The organism is Streptomyces sp. Je 1-369, assembly GCF_026810505.1.
Lineage (GTDB): Bacteria > Actinomycetota > Actinomycetes > Streptomycetales > Streptomycetaceae > Streptomyces.
Map to the genome: position 1 here is coordinate 1,521,763 of NZ_CP101750.1, position 24,700 is coordinate 1,546,462.

Here is a 24,700-nt window from a genome sequence, read left to right on the forward strand (position 1 = left end):
ATCCTCTACGTTGTCGGGCACAGCTCACCGCTCGTGCTCCACCCCTCCCCGTCCGGACTCCCCCCACCTCCACCGCACGACCGCACCACGCCCGCTCCAGCACCCTCCGTCCCTCACCTGTGAGGTGCCCATGAGCACGACCCCACCGCCCCAGACGGCCGCTCCGGCCGGTCCACACCCCGAACAGGGCGAACTCCCCGACGACAGCGGCGCCTTCGGCTGGCTGCGCGCCCTCGGCCCCCGCGGGCGCCGCGCCTTCGCCGGCGCCTTCGGGGGCTACGCCCTCGACTCCTACGACTACTTCACGCTGCCGCTCAGCATGGTGGCGCTCGCCGCGTACTTCGGCCTCGACAGTGGCCAGACGGGGCTCTTCACCACCGTCACCCTCGTCGTCTCCGCCGTGGGCGGTGCCATCGCGGGGGTGGTCGCCGACCGGATCGGCCGCGTCAAGGCCCTGATGATCACGGTCATCACGTACGCCGTCTTCACCGTCGCCTGCGGCTTCGCGCCCAATTACGAGACGCTGCTCGTTTTCCGTGCTCTTCAGGGGCTCGGTTTCGGCGGCGAGTGGGCGGTCGGCGCGATCCTCGTCGCCGAGTACGCCACCGCCAAGAACCGCGGCCGCACCCTGGGCGCGATCCAGAGCTCCTGGGCCGTGGGCTGGGGCCTCGCGGTGATCGTCTACACCGTGGTGTTCCAGTTCCTGGACGACGACGTCGCCTGGCGCGTGATGTTCTGGACCGGCGCGCTGCCCGCGCTGCTCGTGATCTACGTACGGCGCAACGTGCACGACGCGCCCGAAGCCGCCGAGGAGCGGCGCAAGAGCGCGAACAAAGGGTCCTTCACGGCCATCTTCAAGCCGGGGCTGCTGCGCACCACGATCTTCGCGGTGCTCCTGTCCACCGGTGTGCAGGGCGGCTACTACACGCTGGCCACCTGGGTGCCCACCTACCTCAAGAGCGATCGCGGCCTGACCGTCGTCGGTACCGGCGGCTATCTGACCTTCCTGATCTCCGGTGCCTTCATCGGCTACCTGACCGGTGGCTACCTCACCGACAAGCTCGGCAGGAAGCGGAACATCACGCTCTTCGCGTTCCTCTCCGCGGCCAGCATCCTCGCGTACACGAACATCCCGGACGGCGCCAATGGCCTTCTCCTTGTGCTCGGTTTCCCGCTGGGCTTCTGTATGTCGGCGATTTTCAGCGGCTTCGGTTCGTTCCTCAGTGAGCTGTACCCGGCCGCCGTCCGCGGCACGGGGCAGGGCTTCACGTACAACACGGGGCGCGCGATCGGCGCCGTCTTCCCCACCATGGTCGGCTTCCTCGCCGACAGCTGGGGCGTCGGCGGAGCGCTCGTCTTCGGAGCCATCGGATACGCACTCGCCGTTCTGGCACTCCTCGGTCTGCCGGAGACGCGCGGAAGGGAGCTCTTGTGAGCCGGGAGACACGCGCCACGCCGTCGGTCCGCAGCGCCAAGAAGGCGCGGGCCGCCTTCCGCGCGGGCGACACGAGCCCCACGGCGGGGTGGGCCGCGGGCTTCACGCAGGCCAACCTCGTCTCGGTCCCCGCCGACTGGGCCTACGAGATGCTCCTGTTCTGCCAGCGCAACCCGAAGCCCTGCCCGGTCCTCGACGTCACGGACGCGGGTTCCTGGGCCACTCCGCTCGCCCCCGGCGCCGATCTCCGCACCGACCTGCCCCTCTACCGGGTGTGGGAGCACGGCGAGCAGACCGCCGAGCCGACGGACGTGGTGGACCACTGGCGCGACGACCTGGTGACGTTCCTCATCGGGTGCAGTTTCACCTTCGAGTGGGCGCTCGCCGACGCCGGTGTCCCGCTGCGCCACATCGAGCAGGGCCGCAACGTCCCGATGTACGTCACCGACCGCCCCTGCCGCCCCGCGGGCCGCCTGCACGGCCCGATGGTGGTGTCGATGCGCCCTGTGCCGCCCCGCCTGCTCGCCGACGCCATCAGGGAGAGCTCGCTGATGCCCGCGGTGCACGGCAGTCCGGTGCACTGCGGCGACCCCGGCGGGCTCGGGATCCCGCACCTGGACCGCCCCGACTTCGGCGACGCGGTGGCCCCGGAACCCGACGACATCCCGGTGTTCTGGGCGTGCGGGGTCACGCCGCAGGCCGCGGTGATGGCATCGCGGCCGCCCTTCGCGATCACGCACGCGCCGGGCCGGATGTTCGTCACCGACGCCCGGGACGAGCAGTACCGCGTGGTGTGACCGCCGAAAGCGTTGGAGGCTTGCGTCAAGCACTGGAGGCTTACGTTGATGAGCGCGCCCCTGATCGATCTCAACGCCGACCTCGGCGAGGGCTTCGGCCGCTGGCACCTGACCGACGACGAGGAGCTGCTCTCCGTCGTCACCAGCGCCAACGTGGCCTGCGGGTTCCACGCCGGGGACCCGGCCACCATGCGCCGGGTGTGCGACCGCGCCGCCGAGCGCGGGGTGCGGATCGGCGCGCAGGTGTCCTACCGGGACCTGGCGGGCTTCGGGCGGCGCGCCATGGACGTGCCCCCCGCCGAGCTCGCGGCCGAAGTGGCCTACCAGATCGGCGCCTTGGAGGTGTTCGCCCGCGCGGCGGGCACGCGCGTGTCGTACGTGAAGCCGCACGGCGCGCTCTACAACCGCGTCGTCCACGACGAGGAACAGGCCCGCGCGGTCGTCGAGGGCGTACTGCTCGCCGACGCCGCGCTGCCCGTGCTGGGGCTGCCCGGATCGTCCCTCCTGAAGACGGCGGACAAGGCCGGGCTCCCCACTGTCACCGAGGCGTTCGCGGACCGCGCCTACACCGAAGAGGGCACTCTCGTTCCACGCTCCCGTGCGGGAGCGGTCGTCACGGAGGCGGACGCCGTCGTCGCGCGGTCCGTCGGAATGGCCCGCTCCGGTGTCGTCACCTCGCTCGGAGGCCGCGAGATCGAGGTCCGCGCGCGGTCGCTGTGCCTGCACGGCGACACTCCGGGGGCGGTGGATCTGGCGCGCCGGGTGCGGTCCGCGCTGGAGGCGGCGGGCGTGCGCGTGGCGGCGTTCGCATGAGGGCCCTGCCGGTCGGCGAGCGGGCCCTGCTCGTCGAACTCTCCGACGGCACCGAGGCCCAGGCCCTCCACGCCGAGCTGCTGCGTCGCCGCGCGTCGGGTGCCCTGCGCGTGCGGGAGATCGTGCCCGCGGCCCGTACGGTGCTCCTCGACGGGCTCGACGAGCCCGCCCGCGTCGGGGCGGAGCTGCCCGGCTGGGATATCCCGCCGCTGCCCCCGCGCGCGGGAGTGGTCCTGGAGATACCGGTGCGGTACGACGGACCGGACCTCGCGGACGTGGCGGCGCACTGGGGCGTCCCCGTGGCCGAGGTGGCCCGGATCCACTCGGCCGCCGAATTCCGCGTCGCCTTCTGCGGGTTCGCACCCGGGTTCGGCTACCTGACAGGCCTGCCCGAGCGCTACGAAGTACCGCGCCGGGCCACGCCCCGTACCAGCGTCCCCGAGGGCAGCGTCGCCCTGGCGGGCCCGTACACGGGCGTCTACCCCCGTGCGTCGCCCGGCGGCTGGCAGCTCATCGGTTCGACGGACACCGTGCTGTGGGACCACGCGCGCGTGCCCGCCGCGCTGCTCTCCCCAGGCGTCCGCGTCCGCTTCGTGCCCCACCCGGCAGCGAGGACGTGATGACCGACCACGCCCTCGCCGTCGTACGCGCCGGAGCCCTGACCACCGTGCAGGACCTCGGGCGCCCCGGGCACGCCCATCTCGGAGTACCGCGCTCCGGAGCCCTCGACCCGCCCGCGGCCCGCCTGGTCAACCGCCTGGTGGGCAACCCGCCCGAAGCGGCGGTCCTGGAGACCACGCTCGACGGCTGTGCCGTACGTCCGCGCAGGACCACGACGGTCGCCGTCGGCGGCGCCCCCTGCCCCGTGACCGTGGACGGCCGCCCCGCGCCCTGGGGCGCGCCGGTGCGGGTGCCCGAGGGAGCGCTCCTGGACGTCGGGGCGGCCGTCTCCGGAGTACGTTGCTACGTCGCGTTCGACGGTGGTGTCACCGTCGACCCGGTGCTCGGCAGCCGCTCCACGGACCTGCTCTCCGGCCTCGGCCCGCCCCCGCTCGCGCCCGGCGCCGTCCTGCCCCTGGGGCACCCCGGCCGCACCCACGCGCGCGTGGACATCGTGCCGCAGCCCGCGCCACCCCAGGAGCTGGTCCTCAGGGTGACGCTCGGGCCGCGCGCGGACTGGTTCACGGCGGCGGCCCTGGACACGCTCACCACGCGCGCGTACACGGTGTCCTCGGCCAGCAACCGCATCGGACTGCGCACCGAGGGGCCCGCACTGGAGCGGGCCTTCGAGGGTGAGCTGCCCAGTGAGGGCATGGTGCTCGGCGCCGTGCAGGTCCCGCCGGACGGCAGGCCCGTCGTCTTCCTGGCCGACCATCCGACGACCGGGGGCTACCCGGTGGTCGCCGTGGTCCGCGAGAGCGATCTGGCCGCGGCGGCCCAGGCCCGGCCGGGCACGCCCGTACGCTTCGTCGCCATGAACCGGCGGCGGCCGCGACCGGCTCCGTAGGCCGCCCGCTACACGGCCGCGTCCGGGCCGATCCTGCTGCGCACCGCGGTCTGTACCTCGTCCTCCTCGGCGGGGTCCGCGGCGAGCCTGCGGAGCCGGTTGACGACGCGGGCGTCACCGGTCTCGGCGTGCCGTGCGGCGACTTCGCGGGTGGACTCCTCGCAGTCCCAGAGGCACTCGACGGCGAAGCCGGAGGCGAAGGAGGGGTCGGTGGCGGCCAGCGCGCGGGCGGCGCGGCCGCGGAGGTGGGAGGAGGCGGTCTCTCTGTAGACGTGCCGCAGCACGGGGGCGGCGCAGGCGATGCCGAGGCGTCCGGCGCCGTCGACGAGGGTCCACAGGGTCGGTGCGTCCGGGCCCTCGCCGCGGACGGCCTCGCGGAGTGCGGCGAGGACCAGCTTGCTGTCCTGTGCGCCACCCCGGCAGGCGAGCATGCGTCCGGCGGCCGCGCCCAGGTCGTCGGGCCGGTAGGCCCAGCGTCGGGCGCGTTCGACGGCGGCGATGCTGCGCATCCGTTCGAAGGCGTCGGTCGCGGCGTCGATCACGACCCGGGAGGGGCCTTCCGCGGCGAACTCGATGAGGTCGAGGACGGCGGGGTCGTGGGTGTCCGCGAGGTAGCGCAGGGCGGTGCCGCGCGCCCCGTCGGAGCCGTTGCGGGCGGCCTCGATGATTTCGGCGCGGTCGTCGGGTCCGGCGACCGCGGTCAGGCAGCGGGCCGCGGGCACGTACAGGACGGTGCCCCGCTCCAGGCCCTCCTGGGCCCAGTCGAAGACGGCCTGGACGCTCCAGCCGGGGCGCGGCCCCGAGGGCCGCATCTGGCGCTGCCACCGGTCGAAGGAGCCCTGTTCCCGCGCGGCTCGCACGCGGGCGCCGATGTCGGCGCGGGGGTCCTCTTCCCAGAGGCGCCAGGGCCTCGGTTCGTAGGCGTCGCGGACGGCGGCGGCCAGGTCGGCCTCGCCCTCCGCGTCGGGGGCGAACCTGGCGAGCACGGGGGCCGCGAGGGCCCGCAGGCCCGCGTCGTCGTCGCGCAGCGCCAGCTCGTCGAGGGCCCAGGCCCAGTTGGAGCCGAACGCCGCGTACCTCCGCAGGAGTTCGAGGGCGTCCTGCCTGCCGTACGAGGCGAGGTGCCCGAGGACGGCGAGGGCGAGTCCGGTGCGCGAGTCGTCCGTGTTCAGGACGTCCTCGGCATCGAAGAGGTGCCGCTCGATCTCACCGAGCCCGCCGTGCAGGTCGAGGTAGAGCCGGGCGTAGTACAGCGAACGGTTCTCCACCTGCCAGTCGTGACGGGGATCGTTCAGCACGCAGTGGTCGAGGGCGGTGAGCGCCTCGGAACGTGGGGCGGTGAGCGCGTGCAGGGTGCCGTCGCCGCGGCCCCGCTGCAGCAGGCCGAGCAGCGTACCGCTGGGCGCTATGACCGGATCGAACATGGGAAACAGCCTCACATCAAGCGTCGACGCAACCGGGAATCTCGCATTACCTGGCCGTGCGCCAACACGTCGGGCCGCCCGCCGTCTCTTGCTTGTCGAAGACCATCTTCCTCTGCCTCTCGTCGGTGGCCCGGGGGTTCCCGGACGGGAGGTCCGGGGGCGGGCCGCTCACGGTCCACGCGGTGCGGCAACATCTGCCCCACCGTCGCGTCCGTGAATCACGTCGTCATGATGACCCGGCGGTCAGGTCCGCCGCGACCACATTTCCAGCGCCCCCGTTGTTGCTGGTCAGGTACCCGGTTCAGGCGGCCCCGAACAGCTGCAGCAGCTCCGCCTTTCCGAACATCCTGGCCGTGTCGACCGCCGACGGAGTACCGGCGGCGGGATCCGCGCCACCGTCCAGGAGGGCCCGGATCACCGCGTCCTCGCCCTTGAAGACGGCTCCGGCGAGCGGGGTCTGGCCCCGGTCGTTGGCGCGGTTGGTGTCGGCGCCGCGCTCCACGAGGGCGCGGACCGCGTCGGCGTGCCCGTGGTAGGCCGCGAGCATCACCAGGGAGTCGCCGCTGTCGTTCGTGAGGTTCGCGGGGACACCTGCGTCCACATAGGCGGCGAGCGCCACGGCGTCGCCCTGACGTGCCAGATCGAAGATCTTGGTCGCCAGCTCCACGACCTCGGGGTCGGGGGCTTCGCTCATGGGAGCGTTCCGCCTTTCTGGTCTTTCGGCTGCGTCTGCCTGTGCAGCCGCACGAGTGAATCGACAGGGTACTGCCCCGGCGGGCACATGACCCGAGCCGCTCGAGGCAAAGATCACGCAGGGGCGCGGAGGCCACTCGGAACCATCACCATGGCCCAACTGGGCTCCGCCGCTAGAGGGAAATCTCAAGAAATTAACCCATTTGCACCTTTTATCGTATGGATACATGCTGTGAACCTGGAAGAACTCATGGTGACTGTCCCCACCAAACCAGGAGAACCGTCATGGTCCTTTCCATCTCGGGCGTCGTACTGCTCGGAATCATCGTCTTCCTCTTCTTCCGCAAGGACGGACTCAAGGCGTCGCACGCGGTGGTCTGCGCCCTCTTCGGCTTCTTCATGGCGGGCACCGCCATCGCCCCGAGCATCAAGGCCGGGAGCGCGAGCCTGGCGAGCCTCCTCGGCGGGATCAAGTTCTGACCGTCCCGCTTTCGCACGCACCTCCAGGAGACAGACGTGGCCAGGCGACCACTCCCCCGCATTCTGAGCAACGGCACCGCATCCATCGCCCGGAGCAGGGAACTGGCACGGTCGGCGGCCGACAGCGCCACGGACGTTCTCCATCCGCTGATCACGATCACCCGCGGACTGCGCCGGCTGGCTGCCGCCGGGCGGCGCAGATGGGCCGACACCCCCAAGGACAAGCGCGGGCCGCTGCTGTTCCTTGCGGCCTCCGTGGTCCTGGTCGTGGCGCTCGTTCCCTACGGGCCGCTGCTCGCCATCGCCTCCCTGATGGCGGCGGCGGCCTGGACCGGCCGCGAGCGCACCGCTCCGGAGCCGACAGGACCGGACGAGGCACAGGTACAGCGGCTGCAGTCCCTCTACGAAGCGCTCGTCCCATACTTCTCGGTCCCCGAGGACCCCGCCCCGCTCTTCGCGCACGGCGGTGAATGGGACAAGGCGTTCGTCGAGCACGACTTCGACGACACCGGGCGGATCTCCCGGCTCGTGGTGCGCTACCCCGCGTACTTCACGGACGGCGAGGCCGAGTCCCGTGCACGCATCGAACAACTGCTGCACGCCAAGGCGGGCCGCGGCCGCGAGTACCACTTCCTGTGGGACGAGGAGGGCAACCAGCTCACCGTCACGGTGCTCTCCCCGCTGCCCACCGACATCGCGGCCCAGCGTTTCGTCACCGCTCCGGGAGAGACCGTCCTCGGCTTCACCGACGAGACCGGCGTCCAGCGCACCCTGCCGCTGGCCGACGGTGCGGAACAACGCGACGTACCCCCCGTCGTGTGGCGCACCGGCATCCGCTCCACCGAGCCCCACCTGCTGATCGCCGGGCAGCCCGGCAGCGGCACGACGACCCTGCTGCGCTCCATCGCCCTCCAGGCGCTGCAGTACGGCGATGTGCTCATCGTCGAGGGCAGCGGCACCGGCGACTACGCCTGCCTGACCGGCCGCGACGGGGTCCTCGCCATCGAGTGCGGGCTCACCGGGGCGCTCGCGAGCCTCGAATGGGCGGCGCACGAGACGGAGCGCAGGCTCATCGCGGCGAACCGCGCGCGGCAGGCGGGTCACCCGCCCCCGGAGGACACCAAGCGCCCCCTGTGGATCCTCCTCGACCGCCCGAGCGCGCTCGGCCACCTCGCCGCGGCCGACGGGCGCACCGACCCCCAGTCACTGCTGCAGGTCCCACTGCGGCACGGCAGGGCGGCCAACGTGACGGTCGTGGTCGCCGACCAGCTGGACGGCCTCGACGCGCTGAGCGAAGCCGTGCACCAGCACACCCGCGCGCGCGTGGTGCTCGGTTACGCCACGGTCGACCAGCTGGAGGACGTCCTCGGGGTGCCTCCCCACACGACGCCCACGATGGACGTCCCGCCCGGCCGCGGCTACGCCCGGCTCGGCGCGGGCCAGGTGCACCGCCTCCAGGTGCCCGCGACCCCCGATCCGTACGACGACGCGACCAGCGAGGCCCACCGCGGGGCCGTCATGGAACTGCTGCCGGAGCGGAGCACCCCGCCGGACGAAACGGAGGCCGCACCCCCGGAGGCCACGGAGGCGGAACCGGTCCCCGCCGAGAGCTGAGACCCTCCTCCGTAGAGGGGCGTCAGGCGACGAACGGGTGCGCGACCTGCGCGCCCGCGCCGACGCCTGTCTCGACCAGCCGTGCCGCCGCCGCAAGCCGCGCCGCCGCCTCGTCGGCGACCGCGCCCCCCACCGTGAACGGCAGCCGTACGTACCCCTCGAACGCCCCGTCCACTCCGAAGCGCGGCCCGGATGGCACCCGCACGCCCACCCGCTCGCCCACCTCGGCGAGCCGCGACCCTGACAGGCCCCCGGTGCGCACCCACAGGGTGAGACCGCCGCGCGGCACCTCGAACTCCCAGTCGGGCAGCTCGCGACGGACGGCGGCGACCAGCGCGTCGCGGTTCTCCCTGGCCTGCTCCCTGCGCACGTCGACGGCGGCCTGCCAGCCACCGGTGTTCAGGAGCCAGTTCACGGCCAGCTGTTCGAGGACGGGGGTGCCGAGGTCGGCGTACGCGCGCGCGGCGACGAGGCTGCGGATCACGTCCGGGGCGGCCCGCACCCAGCCGATGCGCATACCGGCCCAGAAGGCCTTGCTGGCCGAGCCGACGGTGATGACGGTGGAGCCCGCCGGGTCGAAGCCGCAGACAGGGCGCGGCATGGCGAGGTCCGCGTCGAGTCCGAGCTCGCTCATCGTCTCGTCGACGACGAGGACCGTGCCCGCGGACCGGGCCGCCTCGACGAGCTGCCTGCGCTGGTCCTCGTCGGCGAGCGCGCCCGTCGGGTTGTGGAAGTCCGCGACGACGTACGCGAGCCGGGGCGCGGCGTCGCGCAGCACCTGGCGCCAGCGGTCCATGTCCCAGCCCTGGAGGCCTTCGGCCATGGCGACGGGGACGAGGCGGGCGCCCGCCTCGCGCATCAGCTGGAGGATGTTGGCGTACGACGGCGACTCCACGGCGATGCGTTCGCCGCGGCCCGCGAAGAGGTGGCAGATGGCGTCGATGGCGCCCATCGCGCCCGTGGTCACCATGATCTGTTCGGGCATGGTGGGGATCCCGCGCGCGGTGTAGCGCTCGGCGAGCATCTCGCGCAGGGCGGGCAGGCCCGCGGGGTAGTCGCCGTGCGTGTGGGCGTACGGCGGGAGGGCTTCGAGGGCGCCCTGGACGGCGCGGGTGAGCCAGGGTTCGGGCGCGGGCAGTGCGGCGCAGCCGAGGTCGATCATGGAACCGAGCGCCTCGGGAGGCAGTGGTTCGAGCCCGCGCGCGGGGAGGGGATTTCCGGCGGGGACCGCGGTCCAGCTGCCCGCTCCCCTGCGGGACTCCAGGAACCCCTCGGTGCGCAGCGCTTCGTAGGCCGCGGCGACGGTGGTGCGGCTGACGGCGAGGGCGACCGCGAGTTCACGCTCGGCGGGCAGGCGCGCGGCGACGGGTACGCGTCCTTCGAGCACGAGCAGCCGGATGCCGTCGGCGAGGGCGCGGTAGGCGGGCGGGCGGCGCGTGCCCGCGGGGCGGTCCTGCTGGGAGGCGAGGAGACGGGCGAGCTGCGTCGACCCCATTGCCGAAGTCCACTGAGCCATGATTCCCGGTCCACCTTCCTCGAATTGGCCATGGTTGGCTTCTCTGTACAAGCCACAGAGTGTCATGCGCCAGGCCACTACCACCACCGACGGGGGCACCTCTTGTCCGGCACGACACCCGGCACGACACCCGGCACCGCACGCGGGGCGACGCGGCTGCCGCGGAGACTCACGCAGCTCTACGCGGGCCTCACCCTGTACGGCGTGAGCTCCGCGCTCCTCGTCGTGTCCGGCCTCGGCCTGGAGCCGTGGAACGTGCTGCACCAGGGGCTCGCCGAGCTCACCGGTCTGTCGATCGGGGCCGTGTCCATCGTCGTGGGCGCCGCGGTGCTGCTGCTGTGGATCCCGCTGAGGCAGCGTCCGGGCCTCGGTACGGTCTCCAACGTCTTCGTCGTCGGCCTGGCGATGGACGCCGCGCTGGCGCTGCTCCCCGACGCGCACGGCTGGGCCGTCCGCGTGCCGTTGATGCTGGCCGGGATCGTCCTGAACGGCGCGGCGACCGGCCTGTACATCGCGGCCGCGTTCGGCCCCGGCCCCCGCGACGGCCTGATGACGGGCCTGCACCAGCGGACCGGGCGTTCCATCCGGCTGATGCGGACGCTCATCGAGGTGGCGGTGGTCGTGACCGGCTTCGCGCTCGGCGGCACGGTGGGGATCGGCACCGTCCTCTACGCGCTGGCCATCGGCCCGCTCGCCCAGTTCTTCCTGCGCGTGTTCGCCGTCCCGGCGGCCACCACGGGCGGCGTCGTGGCCTCGGGCGGTCCGCCGGAGCAGGCGATACTGCGACCGTGACCACGCGCGTACGCCACCCCTACCTCGATCACCCCGGCCCGCTCGCCCTCGCCCACCGCGGCGGTGCGGCGGACGGCCTGGAGAACACCGCCGCGGCCTTCCGGCACGCCGTCGACCTCGGTTACCGCTACATCGAGACCGATGTGCACGCCACCGCCGACGGCCGCCTCGTCGCCTTCCACGACACGACGCTCGACCGGGTGACCGACGCGGCGGGACGCATCATCGACCTCCCGTGGAGCGAGGTGCGCCACGCGCGCGTGGCGGGCGCCGAACCGGTGCCCCTCTTCGAGGAGTGCCTCGAAGCCTTCCCCGACGTGCGCTGGAACGTGGACGTGAAGGCGGAGTCCGCGCTTCTGCCGTTGCTCGACCTGATCCGCCGCACCGGCTCCTGGGACCGCGTCTGTGTCGGCTCGTTCTCCGAGGCCCGCGTGGCCAGGGCCCAGCACCTCGGGGGCCCGCGCCTTGCCACCTCCCTGGGCACCCGGGGCGTGGCGGCGCTGCGCATGCTGTCCTACGGAGTGCCCGCCTCCCTGCGCCGTTCCGCGGTCTGCGCCCAGGTGCCCGAGACGCACGGGAGGATCCGGGTGGTGGACCAGCGCTTCGTGCGCGCCGCCCACGCGCGCGGGATGCAGGTCCACGTATGGACGGTCAATGACGCGGACCGGATGAGCGCCCTGCTCGACCTCGGTGTGGATGGCATAGTTTCCGATCACATCGAGACGCTGCGCGGGGTCCTGAAGGACCGGGGGACCTGGATCTGACCGCCCCATGACGGCGTCGCACCACGGGGAACAGCGAGGTCACGGGTGAGCACCGACACCGTGAAGAGAACAGCGGCCGACGGTTCCGAGGCCGCCGAGCGGCGACGCGAGCAGCGCGGCTGGTACGTCTACGACTGGGCGTGCTCGGTCTATTCGACGAGCGTCCTGACCGTGTTCCTCGGGCCCTACCTCACAGAGATCGCGAAGGCGGCCGCGGACCCCGACGGGTACGTGCATCCGCTGGGCATACCGGTCCGCGCGGGCTCGTTCTTCGCGTACACGGTCTCCTTGTCGGTGCTCGTGTCGGTCTTCGTCATGCCGCTCGCGGCAGCGGCCGCCGACCGCACGGGCCGCAAGAAGCCCCTGCTCGCCGTCGCCGCGTACCTGGGGGCTGCCGCCACGGCGGGCATGTTCTTCCTGGAAGGGGAGCGCTATCTCCTCGGCGGTCTCCTGCTGATCGCCGCCAACGCCTCGCTCGCCGTCTCGATGGTGCTCTACAACTCCTACCTGCCGCAGATCGCGTCCCCTGAGGAACGCGACGCGGTCTCCTCGCGCGGCTGGGCCTTCGGATACGCGTCCGGCGCCCTGGTCCTGGTGGCGAACCTCGTCCTGTTCCTCGCCCACGACAGCTTCGGCGTCGCCGAGTCGACCGCGGTCCGCATCTGCCTGGCGTCGGCGGGGCTCTGGTGGGGCGCCTTCACCCTCGTACCGCTGAAGCGGCTGCGGGACCGCGGGACGCCCGCGCACGAGGCCGGGACGGCACCCCGGGGCGGGTGGCAGCAGTTGCGGTCGACCGTGCGGGACATGCGGCGCCGCCCGCACACGCTCGCGTTCCTGCTCGCCTACCTGGTCTACAACGACGGCGTCCAGACGGTGATCTCCCAGGCGTCCGTCTACGGCTCCGAGGAGCTCGGCCTCGGTCAGTCCACGCTGATCGTCGCGGTCCTGCTGGTGCAGGTGCTCGCGGTCGCCGGCGCTCTCGCCATGGGACGACTCGCCCGGGCGTACGGCGCCAAGCGGACGATTCTCGGCTCGCTCGTGGCCTGGACGGTGACCATCGGGGCCGGGTACTTCCTGCCCGCCGGCGCGCCCGCGTGGTTCTTCGTCCTGGCGGCGGGGATCGGCCTGGTCCTCGGCGGCACGCAGGCCCTGTCCCGCTCACTCTTCTCCCACCTGGTGCCGCACGGGAAGGAGGCCGAGTACTTCTCCGCGTACGAGATCAGTGACCGGGGGATGGCCTGGCTGGGGCCGTTGATCTTCGGCCTCACGTATCAGCTCACCGGAAGTTACCGGGACGCCATCGTGTCGCTCGTGGCGTTCTTTTTGCTCGGTTTCGTCCTGCTCCTACGGGTACCCGTACGGCGCGCGGTGCGCGACGCGGGCAATCCCGTACCCGACCGGATTTAGCAACTGAAGCCAAAGGCCGGTAGTGTACGCCTTTGGCCTGCCAGGCGGACCGTTACTGCGAGCTGAAGAATCAGAAACGCTGGGTGACATCTGCTGCCAGATGTGACAAACCGGGCACTGGTGGGTACAACAAGGGGCGGCATACGACGGCGACGCATAACCCTGAACGGGAATCTTTACCGCCGACCGGACGTTGACCGGATGACGACGACAGCGACACCTGTCCTGTGGGCGACAAGCCCGGGAGGCACGATTCATGAGTGAGCGAGCTCTTCGCGGCACGCGCCTCGTGGTGACAAGCTACGAGACCGACCGCGGCATCGACCTGGCACCTCGCCAGGCCGTGGAGTACGCATGCCAGAACGGACATCGTTTCGAGATGCCGTTCTCGGTCGAGGCGGAGATCCCGCCGGAGTGGGAGTGCAAGGTCTGCGGGGCCCAGGCACTCCTCGTGGACGGCGACGGACCTGAGGAGAAGAAGGGCAAGCCGGCGCGTACGCACTGGGACATGCTCATGGAGCGCCGCACCCGAGAGGAGCTCGAAGAGGTCCTTGAGGAGCGTCTCGCGGTTCTCCGGTCCGGCGCCATGAACATCGCGGTGCACCCGCGTGACAGCCGCAAGTCCGCCTGACGGCGAACACTGCGGCACACCGCACAACGCAGTACACAGCGCAACGCAGTACGAAAGGGCCGGGGCCACTGTTCAGCAGTGGCCCCGGCCCTTTCGTGTCTCGCCCCGCCCTCGGAGCCTGTATCAGTGCGGCAGCTGCGGGTCGTCCGGGCGCGGGCCGCGCATCGGCGACTCGTCGTCCCTGATGACCTCGCCCTGCACCACCTTGCCGTCGGGCTTGTGCATCCGCGCCTGCTGATAGGCGTCCCCGAGGCCGCCCGGCGTCGCCTCGCGCACCTTGCGCTCGAAGGTCCGCTCCGCGTACTTCCCCAGGGCCTTCTGGACCGGCGGGACCAGCAGGATCAGCCCGAGGGCGTCCGAGATGAGCCCCGGCAGGATGATCAGCAGGCCGCCCAGCATCGTGAGGGCGCCGCCTCCCCTGGTCTCCCGGGCGGGCGTCACACCGCTCTGCTGCTGTTGCACCGCCTCGCTGAGCTTGCGGAACGCCCGGCGCCCCGCGCGCTTGATCACCGCGGAGCCGAGCACGAGGCCGCCCACCAGGAGCAGGAAGACCACGAACCCGCTCGTGGCGCCCGCCACGACGGTGAGCAGCCAGATTTCCAGGACCAGCCACGCGGCGATGCCGAGCGGCAGGAACCTCAGGGGCCCGGAGCGCCGGGGCCGGGCGGGTCGGATGGGAGGCGGTGCGCCAGTCGTCATGCTCCCAGTGTGCCTGGGCCCGCCTCAGTCCGGCATAAGGGGATGATCAGGCCCCACCCTCAGCTCACGGCTGCTTGCGTCCGATGGCCTTGCCGACCTTGCCGACCCGCTCGCCCACTCCCCAGGCCGTGACCCGCCACAGCGCTTCGACGACGATGTTCTGGCTCATCTTGCTGTCGCCGAGCTCCCGCTCGACGAAGGTGATGGGCACCTCGACGACGTGGTACCCCGCCTTGACCGCGCGCCGTGCCAGGTCGACCTGGAAGCAGTACCCCTGCGACTCGACCTCCCCGAGTCCGAGGCCTTCGAGGGTCTCGCGGCGGAAGGCGCGGTAGCCGCCCGTCACGTCGCGGATCGGCACGTCGAGCAGGAGGCGCGAGTACGTGCTGCCGCCGCGGGAGATGAACTCGCGGTGCTTGGGCCAGTTGACGACCCGCCCGCCCGGCACCCAGCGCGAGCCGAGCACGAGGTCGGCGCCCTTCAGGGCGGTGAGCAGCCGGGGCAGCTCCTCCGGCTGGTGGGAGCCGTCCGCGTCCATCTCGACGAGCACGCCGTAGTCGTTCTCGAGGCCCCAGCGGAAGCCCGCGAGATAGGCCGCGCCGAGCCCTTCCTTGCCCTTGCGGTGCAGGACGTGGATCTGCTCGTCATCGGCCGCGAGCTCGTCGGCGATCTTGCCGGTGCCGTCGGGGCTGTTGTCGTCGGCCACCAGGATGTGCGCGTCCGGCACGGAGGCGCGCACCCGGCCGACGATGGACTGGATGTTCTCCGCCTCGTTGTAGGTCGGAATGATCACCAAGGCCGTGCCGAGCGAGCCGAACTGCCTCCCCTGGTCCCCTGCTTCGGAGACCCCGCCGCCGTCGTTCACTACTGCCCCTTCGTTCGTACGCAGAGGACCACCATAATGGCCGCTGCCTGCGCCGCCACGACGGCACGGGACGTACTGCGGATCGGGGCCCGGCGCCCTTCGGGCCGGCCCGGGACCCGCTGGCTGCGGATCGACCGAAAGCCGTTGTCTACTGAGCGTCCGGGCCCCACCCGGGTCACACCTGCCGATTCGGCTGATACGTTCCCTCGCCTCCGCGTCGCGGGCGCTGGACCTGGCTCCCAGTGGTGGTGCGCCGGTGCGGCACACCACCTGTGATCCAGCGGCGTTCGACGACTGCGTGGAGGTTCGCCGGTCGGACGTCCTGTGGTGGACCCGGCCGAACCTACCGGCCCACGGCCGCTCTCTGTCAATACCCGGCTGAGCTGCGGCGACTTAACGGACCGCCAGGTCAGTGCCGAGGATTCCCAGGTCGTACGGAGCCCTGACCGGCCACGATCCGCGGCGCGCACCGCCGGGACATCACTCGTCCGGCCCCACGAACACGGTCCTTCCGCCCACCACCGTGCGCAGACAGACGGGGAGTCCGGCGCCCGGCGAGAGGTCCGGCAGGCCGGGCGTGCCGGACCGCGGGTCGGTCGACCAGCGGGCCACCCGGTCGTCCGGGGCCTGCACCACCAGATCGGAGGTGCGCCATACGGCGTAGTCCGCGGGCGCGCCCGGCACCAGGATGCCCGCGTCGTCACGGCCGACGGCCCGCCAGCCGCCGCGGGTGTGCGCGGTGAACGCCGCCCGCACGGAGACCCGGTGCTCCGGCGTGCGGTGGAAGGCGGCGGCGCGGACCGTGGCCCAGGGGTCGAGGGGCGTGACGGGGCTGTCGGAGCCGAAGGCCAGGGGCACACCGGCGCGCAGGAGGGCCGCGTACGGGTTGAGGGTGCGGGCGCGCTCGGCGCCGAGGCGCTGGGCGTACATGCCGTCCTCGCCGCCCCACAGCGCGTCGAAGACGGGCTGCACGGACGCGGTGAGACCGAACTCGGCGAACGCGGCGATCGTCTCCGGAGTGAGCATCTCGGCGTGCTCGACGCGGTGCCGTGCGGCGCGCACGCGGGCCGCACCGACCTTCTCGGCGGCCTGGCGCATGCCGTCGACCACGGAGGCCACCGCGGCGTCCCCGATGGCGTGGAAGCCCGCCTGGAGGCCTTCCTCCGTGCATGCCACGACGTGGGCGGCGACGGCCGCCGCGTCCAGGTGGGCGGTGCCGGTGTGGGCCGCGTCGGCGTACGGCTCGTGCAGGCATGCGGTGTGCGAGCCGAGGGCGCCGTCGACGAAGAGGTCACCGGCGGCGCCGACCGCGCCGAGTTCCTTCGCGCGGCGCACGTCCCGCTCGGCCCAGTAGCCGACGACGCGCGGGCCGGGCTCGTCGGCGGCGAGCCGCAGCAGCCCGGTGAAGTCGTCCTCGTCGGAGATCTCGGGGCCCGCGCACTCGTGCACGGAGCCGATGCCGAGCGAGGCGGCATGGCGGAGCGCGGTGCGCTGGGCCTCCGTGCGCTGGCGCGGGGTGATCGCGCCGAGGGCCGCGGCGCGCACGCCGTGGTGGGCGTCGGCGGTCAGCGGGGCGTCCGGGTGGTAACCGGCGCGGCCGGTGACGCCGGGCACCAGGTCGAGCAGCGCGGTCGTGACCACCGCCGAGTGGACGTCGATGCGGGAGAGGTAGAGCGGCCTGCCGCCCGCCGCCTCGTCGAGTTCCGCGCGCGTGGGCGGGCGGCCACCGGCCCAGCGGGCCGCGTCCCAGCCGTGGCCGAGGAGGACGGTGTCGTGCGGCCGCGCGGCGGCGTGTTCGCGTACGAGAACGAGTGCGTCGGCCAGCGAGCGGGTCCCGGTGAGATCCAGTCCCGACAGGGCGAGGCCGGTGGCGGTGGTGTGCACATGGGCGTCCGTGAACGCCGGGGTGACCAGGGCTCCTTCGAGGTCGACCACGTCGTCGACGCCGTCGGCGAAGGCGTCGGCCGCGCCCTCGGAGCCGACCCAGGCGACATGTCCGCGCTCGACGACCATTGCGGTGGCGAACGGGTCGGCGGGGCTGTGGACGTCGCCGCCTCGCAGCAGCACGGTGCGGTGGTTCGATGGATCCTGGGGGTCGTTCCCGGGGGCGGTGCTCTGGCTCATGGGACCAGTCTCGCCCCTGCCGGCGGGTGGCCGGCGCGGGGGTCACACCTGGGGCGGGCGCGCCTCGTACGGAGTGGAGAGGACGACGGTCGTGCGCGTGGAGACACCGGCGAGCGCCCGGAGCCTGCTGAGCAGGTGCTCGAGCTCCAGGGGGGTGGCGACGCGGACCTTGAGGATGTAGTTCTCGTCGCCGGCGACGCTGTGGCACGCCTCGATCTCCGGGACGCCCGCGAGCCGTTCGGCGATGTCGTCGGGGGCGCTGGGGTCGAACGGTTTCACCGAGATGAAGGCCGTGAGCGGCAGCCCGACGGCCTCGGGGTCGACCACCGCGGCATAGCCGCGGATGACACCCCGCTGCTCCAGCCTGCGCACCCGCTGGTGCACGGCCGAGGTGGACAGGCCCGTGGCCTTGCCCAGGTCGGTGTAGCTCATCCGCCCGTCCTTGACGAGCAGCTGCACGATCTGTCGGTCCAGCTCCTCCATGCGCCGAACCTACAGGGCTCTTGATCCGTTCGGGTAGCCGACTCGTCTCCCCGCTCGAGGGCAACTTTATTTGGCATGTGACGAACGACACACCCCTGTGCCCGTGTCCGACGGGATGCAACGATTACCTCTACGACGGGACGGGAAGTGCTTGCTGTGGTCGAGGCCGCAGCGCCTTGTCGGCCCACCCGAGGGGGAGATTCCCATGCAGAATTTGAAGCGCCCCGGCCGGTCTGCCCGCGCCAAGCAGCAGCCGGTCGCCGAGCCCGAGCCGGAGGGCGTCGAACCGGCTGACGACTTTCTCGACTCCTACGACACTTTCGAGATGTACCGGGTGGACTGCCCCGACTGCGGGCAGCCCATCGCGCTCCTCGCGGACGAGGACGTGCTGCCCGAGCACGCGCTGTGCCCCACGCCGTGGAACCCGTTCGGCCTGACGGTCTGTGCGGGCACCGGCCGTGCGGCCACCGACGCCGCGCCCACCGACGAGTCGATGGAGGTCCAGGAACAGGACACCGCCCTGCTCCTGACGCTCCCTCAGGGACTCGACTGGCGGACGCAGCCCTTCTCGCACGTGGGCGGGCCCGGCTCGCGCCCCATCCGGGTGCCGCAGCCGCAACGGCCCGCCGCCTGATTCACCAGTAGCTGCCTTGCACCATGGCGGCCAGGCTGTCGTGGTGCAGGATCAGCGTGTCCGCGGACTCCGCGCCCGTGGGGACCGCGGCCTCGCCGAAGTGGGCCTGCCGGTAGGCGACGCGCAGCATGACGATCGCGTGCCGCAGGGCCGCGTAGAGCGTGTAGAAGTCCATGTCGCGCGGTGTGTGCCCGGTGAGTCGGGCGTACGCCGCCTCGACGCGGTCGCGGCGCTGGAACTCCGGCAGCCCCGGCTGGCCGAAGCCCACCGTCAGGTCCTGGAAGAAGCGGTGGAGGTAGACGGTCCAGCCGAGGTCGACCTCGCGCGGGGCGAGCGCCGCCATCTCCCAGTCGAGGACGGCCGCGGGTTCGTAGCCGTCGTAGATGATGTTCCCGATGCGCGCGTCGCCCCAGTTGAGCACGGCGTCGCCCTCATGACGGGGCCACAGTTCCCCGAGGCGGTCGAAAGCGCTCTCGATGAGGGGTGAGCGGGGCAGCCCGTCCACCACCCATGTGTAGTAGGCGCGTTGGGCCGCCACGTGGCGACGGAGCGGGCTGCCCTCACCCGTCAGCGCGAGGAACTCCGCTGCTTCGGGCGGTACTTGGTCGTGCAGGTGGGCGAGGACGCGGACCGAGGCCTCTTCGAGGTGCGCGCGTTCGGCGTCGGTCGCAGCGTGCAGCCAATTGCCCGCGTACGTATAGGGCATGACGTCCGGCGGGACGCGTCCCTCGACCCGCTCCATGACGAAGAAAGGCGCCCCGAGCGGGCCCGGGTCCTCCTCCAGCCACAGCACCCGCGGCACTGGCACGTCGCTGTGTTCGGCGACGAGCCGCATCGTGCGGTACTGACGCGGCATGTCGTAGACAGGGAAGATCGTGTACGCCGCCGGGTCCGCCGCGAGGCGCAACGCGCAGTCGCTGAGCGGTGGTTCGGGGTGTTCGACGGTGAAGAGCAGGGTCTCGCTGGACATGCCGTTGGACTCGGGGACGGTCACGTCGGCAGCCTTGGCGCCGGGCAACCGGGTGTCGAGCCAGGCGGTGAGACGGCGGGCGAGGTCTTCCGGGTCGCGTGTGGTGGTGCGGGGGCGGGGTGCCGTTGCCATGTCCGTGCTCCTTCCTCCGGGCGGGCCGCGCTCTCAGGGCGCCACGGAGTCGAATCCGGTGAAGCCGCTCGGGTCGTGGCGGCCGAAGCTGCCGTGCTCGAAGATGCCGTAGCCGGTGCGCCCTTCGAGGGTGAAGCGTGCGGCGTGGTCGATGACGCCGTACGCGGCGAGGGGGTGGGCGGCGGGGTCCGACAGGTCGTAGCTGCGGCGGTCGGTCCAGTCGCGGCCGCGCCAGGTGCCGTGCTGCCAGTCGTCGGCGGGCGGGTATCCGGCGCCCACGGCGAGGGGCAGCGAGGCGAGCACCTGGACACCGACTTCCAGTGGCTTGTGGCTTTCGGGGTCGGTGAGGTGGATGACGGCGCGGTCGGGGTGGCGGGTGCCGGAGCGGTAGGTGATGTCGGTGCGGGGCCAGCCGAGTTGGCGGTCGGGGCGGCCGGGGCGGACGAGGGTGGCGTCGTTGAGGGTGCGGTAGCCGTCCGCGTCCTCCTGCGCGATGACCATGAGGAAACGGTCGTCGAAGTGGACCGGGCACCAGATCCAGTGGAAGCCCTCGGTGGCGAACTCCTCCTCCAGGCGCCCGCGTTCCTCGCCGGGCACGGGCCGCACGCCCCAGCTGCGGTCGCGGGTCGCGGTCCACTCCCCCGCCGTCACGGTGATCTCCTCGCCGCCCGCACGGATCACCCCGGCGGGCCGCCCCGCCTGCACGAAGCGGCGCCCTTCGAGGGTGAGCCGGTCGCCGCGGCGCTGGACGTGGTGCGGCTCCCACAGGGCGGGGAAGTCCGCGGTCCAGGTCAGGTCGTACGAGAGGGACAAGGGGTCGTTCGGGTCGGCGGCGCACGTCAGGCGGATGCGGTGCAACGGCTCGTCGACGGTGATGCGGAGTGGGCCCACGCCGAGGTCCATCCGGTCCTCGCCCAGGGCGTCGCTGGCGCGTACGGCGCGGAGCGTGTCGCCGATGCGCAGAGTGGCGTACGCGTCGATGACACCGGTGTTCGGATAGACACCGAGCCCGAGGATGAGCAGGGCGCGGCCCTCGTGGTCGAAGAGGTGGAAGATGCACCGGTCGTAGGCGTTGCGGTCGCCCGTCGCGACGTACTTCATCGACAGGGGGACCTGGTGCACGGGGTACTCGTCGAGCGGGACCGGACGGTCGTCTGCCACGGCAAACCTCCCTGGTCGCACGGCAGTTCAGGGCGGCGGGAGGCGGGCGGCCCCTCCGGCGCGGAGTTGACGGTACGTCAGTTCGCGGGGTGGAGCCAGACGCGTGCGCGCGCTCGTGCGGGGGCGGGCATACGCGGAGCCGGACACGTACGGGGCCCGGGTGCGGCATGGCTGCGCGGGCGCGGGCGCGGGTGGGCTGGGAACGGGCGAGAGCGAAGGCGGGTCAGGAACGTGCGCGGGCGCAGGCGGGCCGGGAACGTGCGCGGGCGGGTCAGGAACAGACGCTCGATTCTCCGAGGCGGTGACTTCCGTACGGCGGCGGGCGTTGGCCTTGCATGACCCCCACGGACATGGGCACGGACATGGGCCCGGCGCACTTCCCCACCGGGCGTCGGCGGCGCACCCTGGTGACGGTGCCTGCCTCCGCAGAATCGGTTCCCCGACGACCTCAGGAACCCCAGCCGTATCAGTACCCCCAGCAGCACCAGGCACACCAGGCACATCAGCAGCACCAGGCACACCAGCCACAACTCCAGCACGTACAGCCGCACGCGCACCAACAAGCGCACCAACAGCCGATGCACCAGCAGCCCATGCAGCAACAACCCCCGCATCAGCAGCCCGCGCCCCAGTACCCCGCGCCCCAGCATCACCAACAGCCCCTGCGCCAGCAGCCGCACCAGGCGTACTCACCGCAGTACCAGCAGACCCACGCGCCCGCGCCCTACCAGCAGCAGCCCCGCATCCCGGACCCGCCGATCTACCGCACCCTGATCCGCCAGTGGGCGGACCGGGGCCGCACGCTGCCGGGGCACCACGACGCGGAGTGGGTCAGGCTCGTGGCGCCGCCGGTGCGCCACGGCCAGTTCAGCGCGAGTCGGGACCCGCGAGGTGACGTGCGATGACCATGCGCTGGATCTGATTCGTGCCCTCGACGATCTGCAGCACCTTGGCCTCGCGCATGAGGCGCTCCACGGGGAAGTCCGCCGTGTAGCCGTACCCCCCGAGGACCTGCACGGCGTCCGTCGTCACCTTCATCGCGGCGTCCGTGCACAGCAGCTTGGCCATGGCCGCCTGCTTGGCGAAAGGCCGCCCGGCGTCCCGGAGCCTGGCCGCCGACAGGTAGAGCGCCCGGCCCGCCTCGATCTGCGTCGCCATGTCCGCGAGCATGAAGCGCAGGCCCTGGAAGTCCGCGATGGGCCTGCCGAACTGGCGGCGCTCGGTCGCGTACCGCACCGCCTCGTCGAGGGCCGCCTGGGCCACCCCGATCGCGCAGGCGGCTATGCCGAGGCGCCCCGAGTCGAGCGCGGAGAGCGCGATGGCGAAGCCCTGGCCCTCGTCGCCGATGCGGCGGGAGTCGGGGATGCGCACGCCGTCGAAGTTGATCTGGGCGGTGGGCGAGCCCTTCATGCCCATCTTCTTCTCGGGCACCGCGGCGCTCAGCCCCTCTGCGTCGCCCGGCACCAGGAAGGCCGTGATGCCGCGGGCGCCGTCGGGTCCCGTGCGGGCGAGCACGGTGTAGAAGTCGGCGACGCCGCCGTGCGTGATCCAGGCCTTGGTGCCGCTGATGACCCAGTCGTCGCCGTCCCGGACGGCCTTCGTGCGCAGCGACGCGGCGTCCGAGCCCGCCGCGGGCTCGGAGAGGCAGTACGCGCCGAGGAGGCCGCCGCCGAGCATGGCGGGCAGGTGGTCGGTCCGCTGCTCCTTGGTGCCGTACCCGGCGAGGGCGTGGCAGGAGAGGGAGTGGACGCTGACGCCGAGACCGACGGTCAGACGCGCGGCGGCGAGCTCCTCGAGGACCTGCAGGTAGACCTCGTATGGCTGGTCGCCGCCGCCGAACGCGGAGTCGTAGGGCAGGCCGAGCAGGCCCGACTCGGAGAGCAGCGTGAAGACCTCGCGGGGGAAGACTCCCGCGTCCTCCTGCTCCGCGGTCTTCGGGGCGATCTCGCGCTGGGCGATGTCCCGGACCAGCGAGAGCAGATCCCTGGCCTCATCCGTGGGCAGCTGACGCTCCACCGACTGCGTGATGTGGTCGGGCATGACGCTCTCCTCCCTGTGGGGCTGCGGCGGACGCCCGCGCTGGGTGGGGCGGCGCCGCCGGGAAACGTGCCGGACCGTGGGGTCGTTTTCGGGTCACGAAAGCAGCTGACCAGCGGCTCCGGCGCGTTGAGTATGCCCGATCGGCGGCGACCCGTCACTAGTTAACGACCGCTTACTCGAAAGATAGCTGAAGATCGCTCGCACCCGGCGGCCGTGGCACCCCTGGCGGGGCGGCCGTGGCACCCCGGGCGCGGATTGGTACGAACCATTGACCGCACTGGTCTAGTCCTCCTACTGTTCCCCCGAACGTTCTTAACGCGTTCATGCCAAGTCAGTTCATGTCACGTCACACCCGCAGGTCCACGGCACCACTTTCCCCCTCCCGGTTTCCCCCCACGAGGAGTCACGATGCTCAGACCGCACACCTCCCGCGCCTCCTTCAGGGCGCTCGTCGCCACCACCTGTTGCGCCGTCCTCGGCGCCGGTCTGCTGGCCGGCGCGGGCACCGCCGCCGCCGGACAGGACAAGGGCACCGCGACGAAGGCCGCCGCCGGTTCCAAGGTCGTCGGCTACTTCACCGAATGGGGTGTCTACGACCGGAACTACCACGTCAAGAACATCGAGACGTCGGGGTCGGCCAACAAGCTGACGCACATCAACTACTCCTTCGGCAACGTCCAGGGCGGCAAGTGCGCGATGGGCGACGCCTACGCGGCCACGGACAAGGCGTACACCGCCGACCAGTCGGTGGACGGCGTGGCGGACACCTGGGACCAGCCCCTGCGCGGCAACTTCAACCAGCTCCGCAAGCTGAAGAAGAAGCATCCGGACCTCAAGGTCCTCTGGTCCTTCGGCGGCTGGACCTGGTCGGGCGGGTTCACCGAGGCGGCGAAGAACCCCGCGGCCTTCGCCCAGTCCTGCTACGACCTGGTCGAGAACTCCAAGTGGGCCGATGTCTTCGACGGCATCGACATCGACTGGGAGTACCCCAACGCGTGCGGTCTGACCTGTGACACCAGCGGGCGCGACGCGTACAAGAAGCTGATGTCCGCGGTCCGTTCGAAGTTCGGCAGCAAGAACCTCGTGACCTCGGCGATCCCGGCCGACGCCTCCGCGGGCGGCAAGCTCGACGCCGCCGACTACGCGGGCGCCGCCCAGTACGTCGACTGGTACAACCCGATGACGTACGACTACTTCGGCGCCTGGGACGCGAAGGGGCCGACCGCCCCGCACTCGCCGCTCACGTCCTACAGCGGCATACCGAAGGACGGCTACAACTCCGACGCCACCATCAAGAAGCTCAAGGGCCTCGGCATCCCCTCGAACAAGCTGCTGCTCGGCATCGGCTTCTACGGCCGCGGCTGGACGGGCGTCACGCAGAAGGCACCCGGCGGCACCGCGACGGGCCCGGCTGCGGGCAAGTACGAGCAGGGCATCGACGACTACAAGGTCCTCAAGACCAAGTGCCCGGCCAACGGCACGGTCGGCGGGACGGCGTACGCGCACTGCGGCAACAACTGGTGGAGCTACGACACCCCGGCGACCATCGCGACCAAGATGAACTACAAGAACCAGCAGGGCCTCGGCGGCACGTTCTTCTGGGAGCTCAGCGGCGACACGACCAACGGTGAGCTGATCAAGGCCATCAACTGACCCTCCGTACACGCTGGTTGTGTACGCGGCAGTTCCGTGCGCAGCAGGAGGGGCGGGGGCCGACAC

The 24,700-nt window shown here is 72.0% G+C and carries 24 protein-coding genes; 14 read left to right on the top strand and 10 right to left on the bottom strand.

Going from position 1 to position 24,700, the window contains the following annotated elements:
* Positions 1-130 precede the first annotated feature (130 nt).
* The 5 genes from NOO62_RS06925 to NOO62_RS06945 are packed head-to-tail and all read left to right on the top strand — an operon-like array spanning position 131 to position 4,552.
* The gene (locus tag NOO62_RS06925) at positions 131-1,435 is read left to right on the top strand and encodes an MFS transporter (RefSeq protein WP_268770025.1); all 1,305 of its coding nucleotides are present in this window, start codon (positions 131-133) and stop codon (positions 1,433-1,435) included.
* Positions 1,432-2,232 (top strand): putative hydro-lyase, encoded by an 801-nt coding sequence (locus tag NOO62_RS06930; RefSeq protein WP_268770026.1) that lies wholly within the window; start codon positions 1,432-1,434, stop codon positions 2,230-2,232. The genes NOO62_RS06925 and NOO62_RS06930 overlap by 4 nt, the downstream gene beginning before the upstream one ends.
* A 48-nt stretch (positions 2,233-2,280) precedes the next feature.
* Positions 2,281-3,045: a LamB/YcsF family protein gene (locus tag NOO62_RS06935; protein WP_268770027.1), complete on the top strand. Its 765-nt coding sequence runs from the start codon at positions 2,281-2,283 to the stop codon at positions 3,043-3,045.
* Positions 3,042-3,665, top strand: a complete 624-nt coding sequence (locus NOO62_RS06940) for a 5-oxoprolinase subunit B family protein (protein ID WP_268770028.1) — start codon at positions 3,042-3,044, stop codon at positions 3,663-3,665. The genes NOO62_RS06935 and NOO62_RS06940 overlap by 4 nt, the downstream gene beginning before the upstream one ends.
* Positions 3,665-4,552, top strand: coding sequence for a biotin-dependent carboxyltransferase family protein (locus NOO62_RS06945; RefSeq protein ID WP_268770029.1), 888 nt, complete (start codon positions 3,665-3,667; stop codon positions 4,550-4,552). Before NOO62_RS06940 ends, NOO62_RS06945 begins: the two co-directional genes overlap by 1 nt.
* Before the next feature lie 8 nt (positions 4,553-4,560).
* On the opposite strand, the gene NOO62_RS06950 is transcribed toward NOO62_RS06945, so the two are convergent.
* Positions 4,561-5,976 carry a HEAT repeat domain-containing protein gene (locus NOO62_RS06950; RefSeq protein WP_268770030.1) on the bottom strand — a complete coding sequence of 472 codons (1,416 nt, stop codon included), beginning with the start codon at positions 5,974-5,976 and terminating at the stop codon, positions 4,561-4,563.
* A 301-nt stretch (positions 5,977-6,277) separates the two neighbouring features.
* Positions 6,278-6,670, bottom strand: a complete 393-nt coding sequence (locus NOO62_RS06955) for an ankyrin repeat domain-containing protein (protein ID WP_268770031.1) — start codon at positions 6,668-6,670, stop codon at positions 6,278-6,280.
* A 284-nt stretch (positions 6,671-6,954) separates the two neighbouring features.
* On the opposite strand from NOO62_RS06955, the gene NOO62_RS06960 reads away from it, so the two are divergent.
* On the top strand, positions 6,955-7,149 hold the full coding sequence (locus NOO62_RS06960; protein WP_030789254.1) for a hypothetical protein: 195 nt from the start codon (positions 6,955-6,957) through the stop codon (positions 7,147-7,149).
* Positions 7,150-7,185: 36 nt separating this feature from the next.
* Positions 7,186-8,763: a hypothetical protein gene (locus NOO62_RS06965; protein ID WP_268770032.1), complete on the top strand. Its 1,578-nt coding sequence runs from the start codon at positions 7,186-7,188 to the stop codon at positions 8,761-8,763.
* A 22-nt stretch (positions 8,764-8,785) separates the two neighbouring features.
* Here the strand turns inward: NOO62_RS06965 and NOO62_RS06970 are convergent, their stop codons facing one another.
* Positions 8,786-10,279: a PLP-dependent aminotransferase family protein gene (locus NOO62_RS06970; RefSeq protein WP_268770033.1), complete on the bottom strand. Its 1,494-nt coding sequence runs from the start codon at positions 10,277-10,279 to the stop codon at positions 8,786-8,788.
* A 102-nt stretch (positions 10,280-10,381) separates the two neighbouring features.
* Between NOO62_RS06970 and NOO62_RS06975 the strand changes: the two genes are divergently transcribed.
* From NOO62_RS06975 to NOO62_RS06990, 4 genes are all read left to right on the top strand, one after another.
* Positions 10,382-11,071, top strand: a complete 690-nt coding sequence (locus NOO62_RS06975) for a YczE/YyaS/YitT family protein (RefSeq protein ID WP_268770034.1) — start codon at positions 10,382-10,384, stop codon at positions 11,069-11,071.
* Positions 11,068-11,835, top strand: a complete 768-nt coding sequence (locus NOO62_RS06980; protein ID WP_268770035.1) for a glycerophosphodiester phosphodiesterase — start codon at positions 11,068-11,070, stop codon at positions 11,833-11,835. The genes NOO62_RS06975 and NOO62_RS06980 overlap by 4 nt, the downstream gene beginning before the upstream one ends.
* A gap of 45 nt (positions 11,836-11,880) precedes the next feature.
* Positions 11,881-13,242 (top strand): MFS transporter, encoded by a 1,362-nt coding sequence (locus NOO62_RS06985; protein WP_268770036.1) that lies wholly within the window; start codon positions 11,881-11,883, stop codon positions 13,240-13,242.
* A 256-nt stretch (positions 13,243-13,498) separates the two neighbouring features.
* Positions 13,499-13,873, top strand: coding sequence for an RNA polymerase-binding protein RbpA (locus tag NOO62_RS06990; protein WP_030360404.1), 375 nt, complete (start codon positions 13,499-13,501; stop codon positions 13,871-13,873).
* A gap of 123 nt (positions 13,874-13,996) precedes the next feature.
* Here NOO62_RS06990 and fxsA read toward each other — a convergent pair whose 3' ends face one another.
* The 4 genes from fxsA to NOO62_RS07010 all read right to left on the bottom strand — a co-directional run bounded on the left by fxsA (position 13,997) and on the right by NOO62_RS07010 (position 18,044).
* Positions 13,997-14,572: an FxsA family membrane protein gene (gene fxsA, locus NOO62_RS06995; protein ID WP_268770037.1), complete on the bottom strand. Its 576-nt coding sequence runs from the start codon at positions 14,570-14,572 to the stop codon at positions 13,997-13,999.
* A gap of 64 nt (positions 14,573-14,636) precedes the next feature.
* Complete coding sequence (locus tag NOO62_RS07000; RefSeq protein ID WP_268770038.1) at positions 14,637-15,437, bottom strand: polyprenol monophosphomannose synthase; 801 nt, start codon at positions 15,435-15,437, stop codon at positions 14,637-14,639.
* A 480-nt stretch (positions 15,438-15,917) separates the two neighbouring features.
* Positions 15,918-17,561, bottom strand: a complete 1,644-nt coding sequence (locus NOO62_RS07005) for an amidohydrolase (protein ID WP_268770039.1) — start codon at positions 17,559-17,561, stop codon at positions 15,918-15,920.
* Between the two features lie 42 nt (positions 17,562-17,603).
* A complete protein-coding gene (locus NOO62_RS07010) occupies positions 17,604-18,044 on the bottom strand; it encodes an Lrp/AsnC family transcriptional regulator (RefSeq protein ID WP_030789227.1) in 441 nt (146 codons plus the stop codon).
* Between the two features lie 205 nt (positions 18,045-18,249).
* Between NOO62_RS07010 and NOO62_RS07015 the strand changes: the two genes are divergently transcribed.
* Positions 18,250-18,678, top strand: a complete 429-nt coding sequence (locus NOO62_RS07015; protein WP_268770040.1) for a hypothetical protein — start codon at positions 18,250-18,252, stop codon at positions 18,676-18,678.
* Position 18,679: 1 nt separating this feature from the next.
* On the opposite strand, the gene NOO62_RS07020 is transcribed toward NOO62_RS07015, so the two are convergent.
* Complete coding sequence (locus tag NOO62_RS07020) at positions 18,680-19,780, bottom strand: phosphotransferase family protein (RefSeq protein WP_268770041.1); 1,101 nt, start codon at positions 19,778-19,780, stop codon at positions 18,680-18,682.
* 33 nt (positions 19,781-19,813) lie between these two features.
* Positions 19,814-20,941: a hypothetical protein gene (locus NOO62_RS07025; protein ID WP_268770042.1), complete on the bottom strand. Its 1,128-nt coding sequence runs from the start codon at positions 20,939-20,941 to the stop codon at positions 19,814-19,816.
* Positions 20,942-21,519: 578 nt separating this feature from the next.
* Between NOO62_RS07025 and NOO62_RS07030 the strand changes: the two genes are divergently transcribed.
* Positions 21,520-21,846, top strand: coding sequence for a hypothetical protein (locus NOO62_RS07030; protein WP_268775974.1), 327 nt, complete (start codon positions 21,520-21,522; stop codon positions 21,844-21,846).
* Here the strand turns inward: NOO62_RS07030 and NOO62_RS07035 are convergent.
* Complete coding sequence (locus NOO62_RS07035; protein ID WP_268770043.1) at positions 21,809-22,981, bottom strand: acyl-CoA dehydrogenase family protein; 1,173 nt, start codon at positions 22,979-22,981, stop codon at positions 21,809-21,811. The genes NOO62_RS07030 and NOO62_RS07035 overlap by 38 nt on opposite strands.
* A 408-nt stretch (positions 22,982-23,389) precedes the next feature.
* On the opposite strand from NOO62_RS07035, the gene NOO62_RS07040 reads away from it, so the two are divergent.
* Positions 23,390-24,634, top strand: coding sequence for a glycoside hydrolase family 18 protein (locus NOO62_RS07040; RefSeq protein ID WP_268770044.1), 1,245 nt, complete (start codon positions 23,390-23,392; stop codon positions 24,632-24,634).
* Positions 24,635-24,700 lie beyond the last annotated feature (66 nt).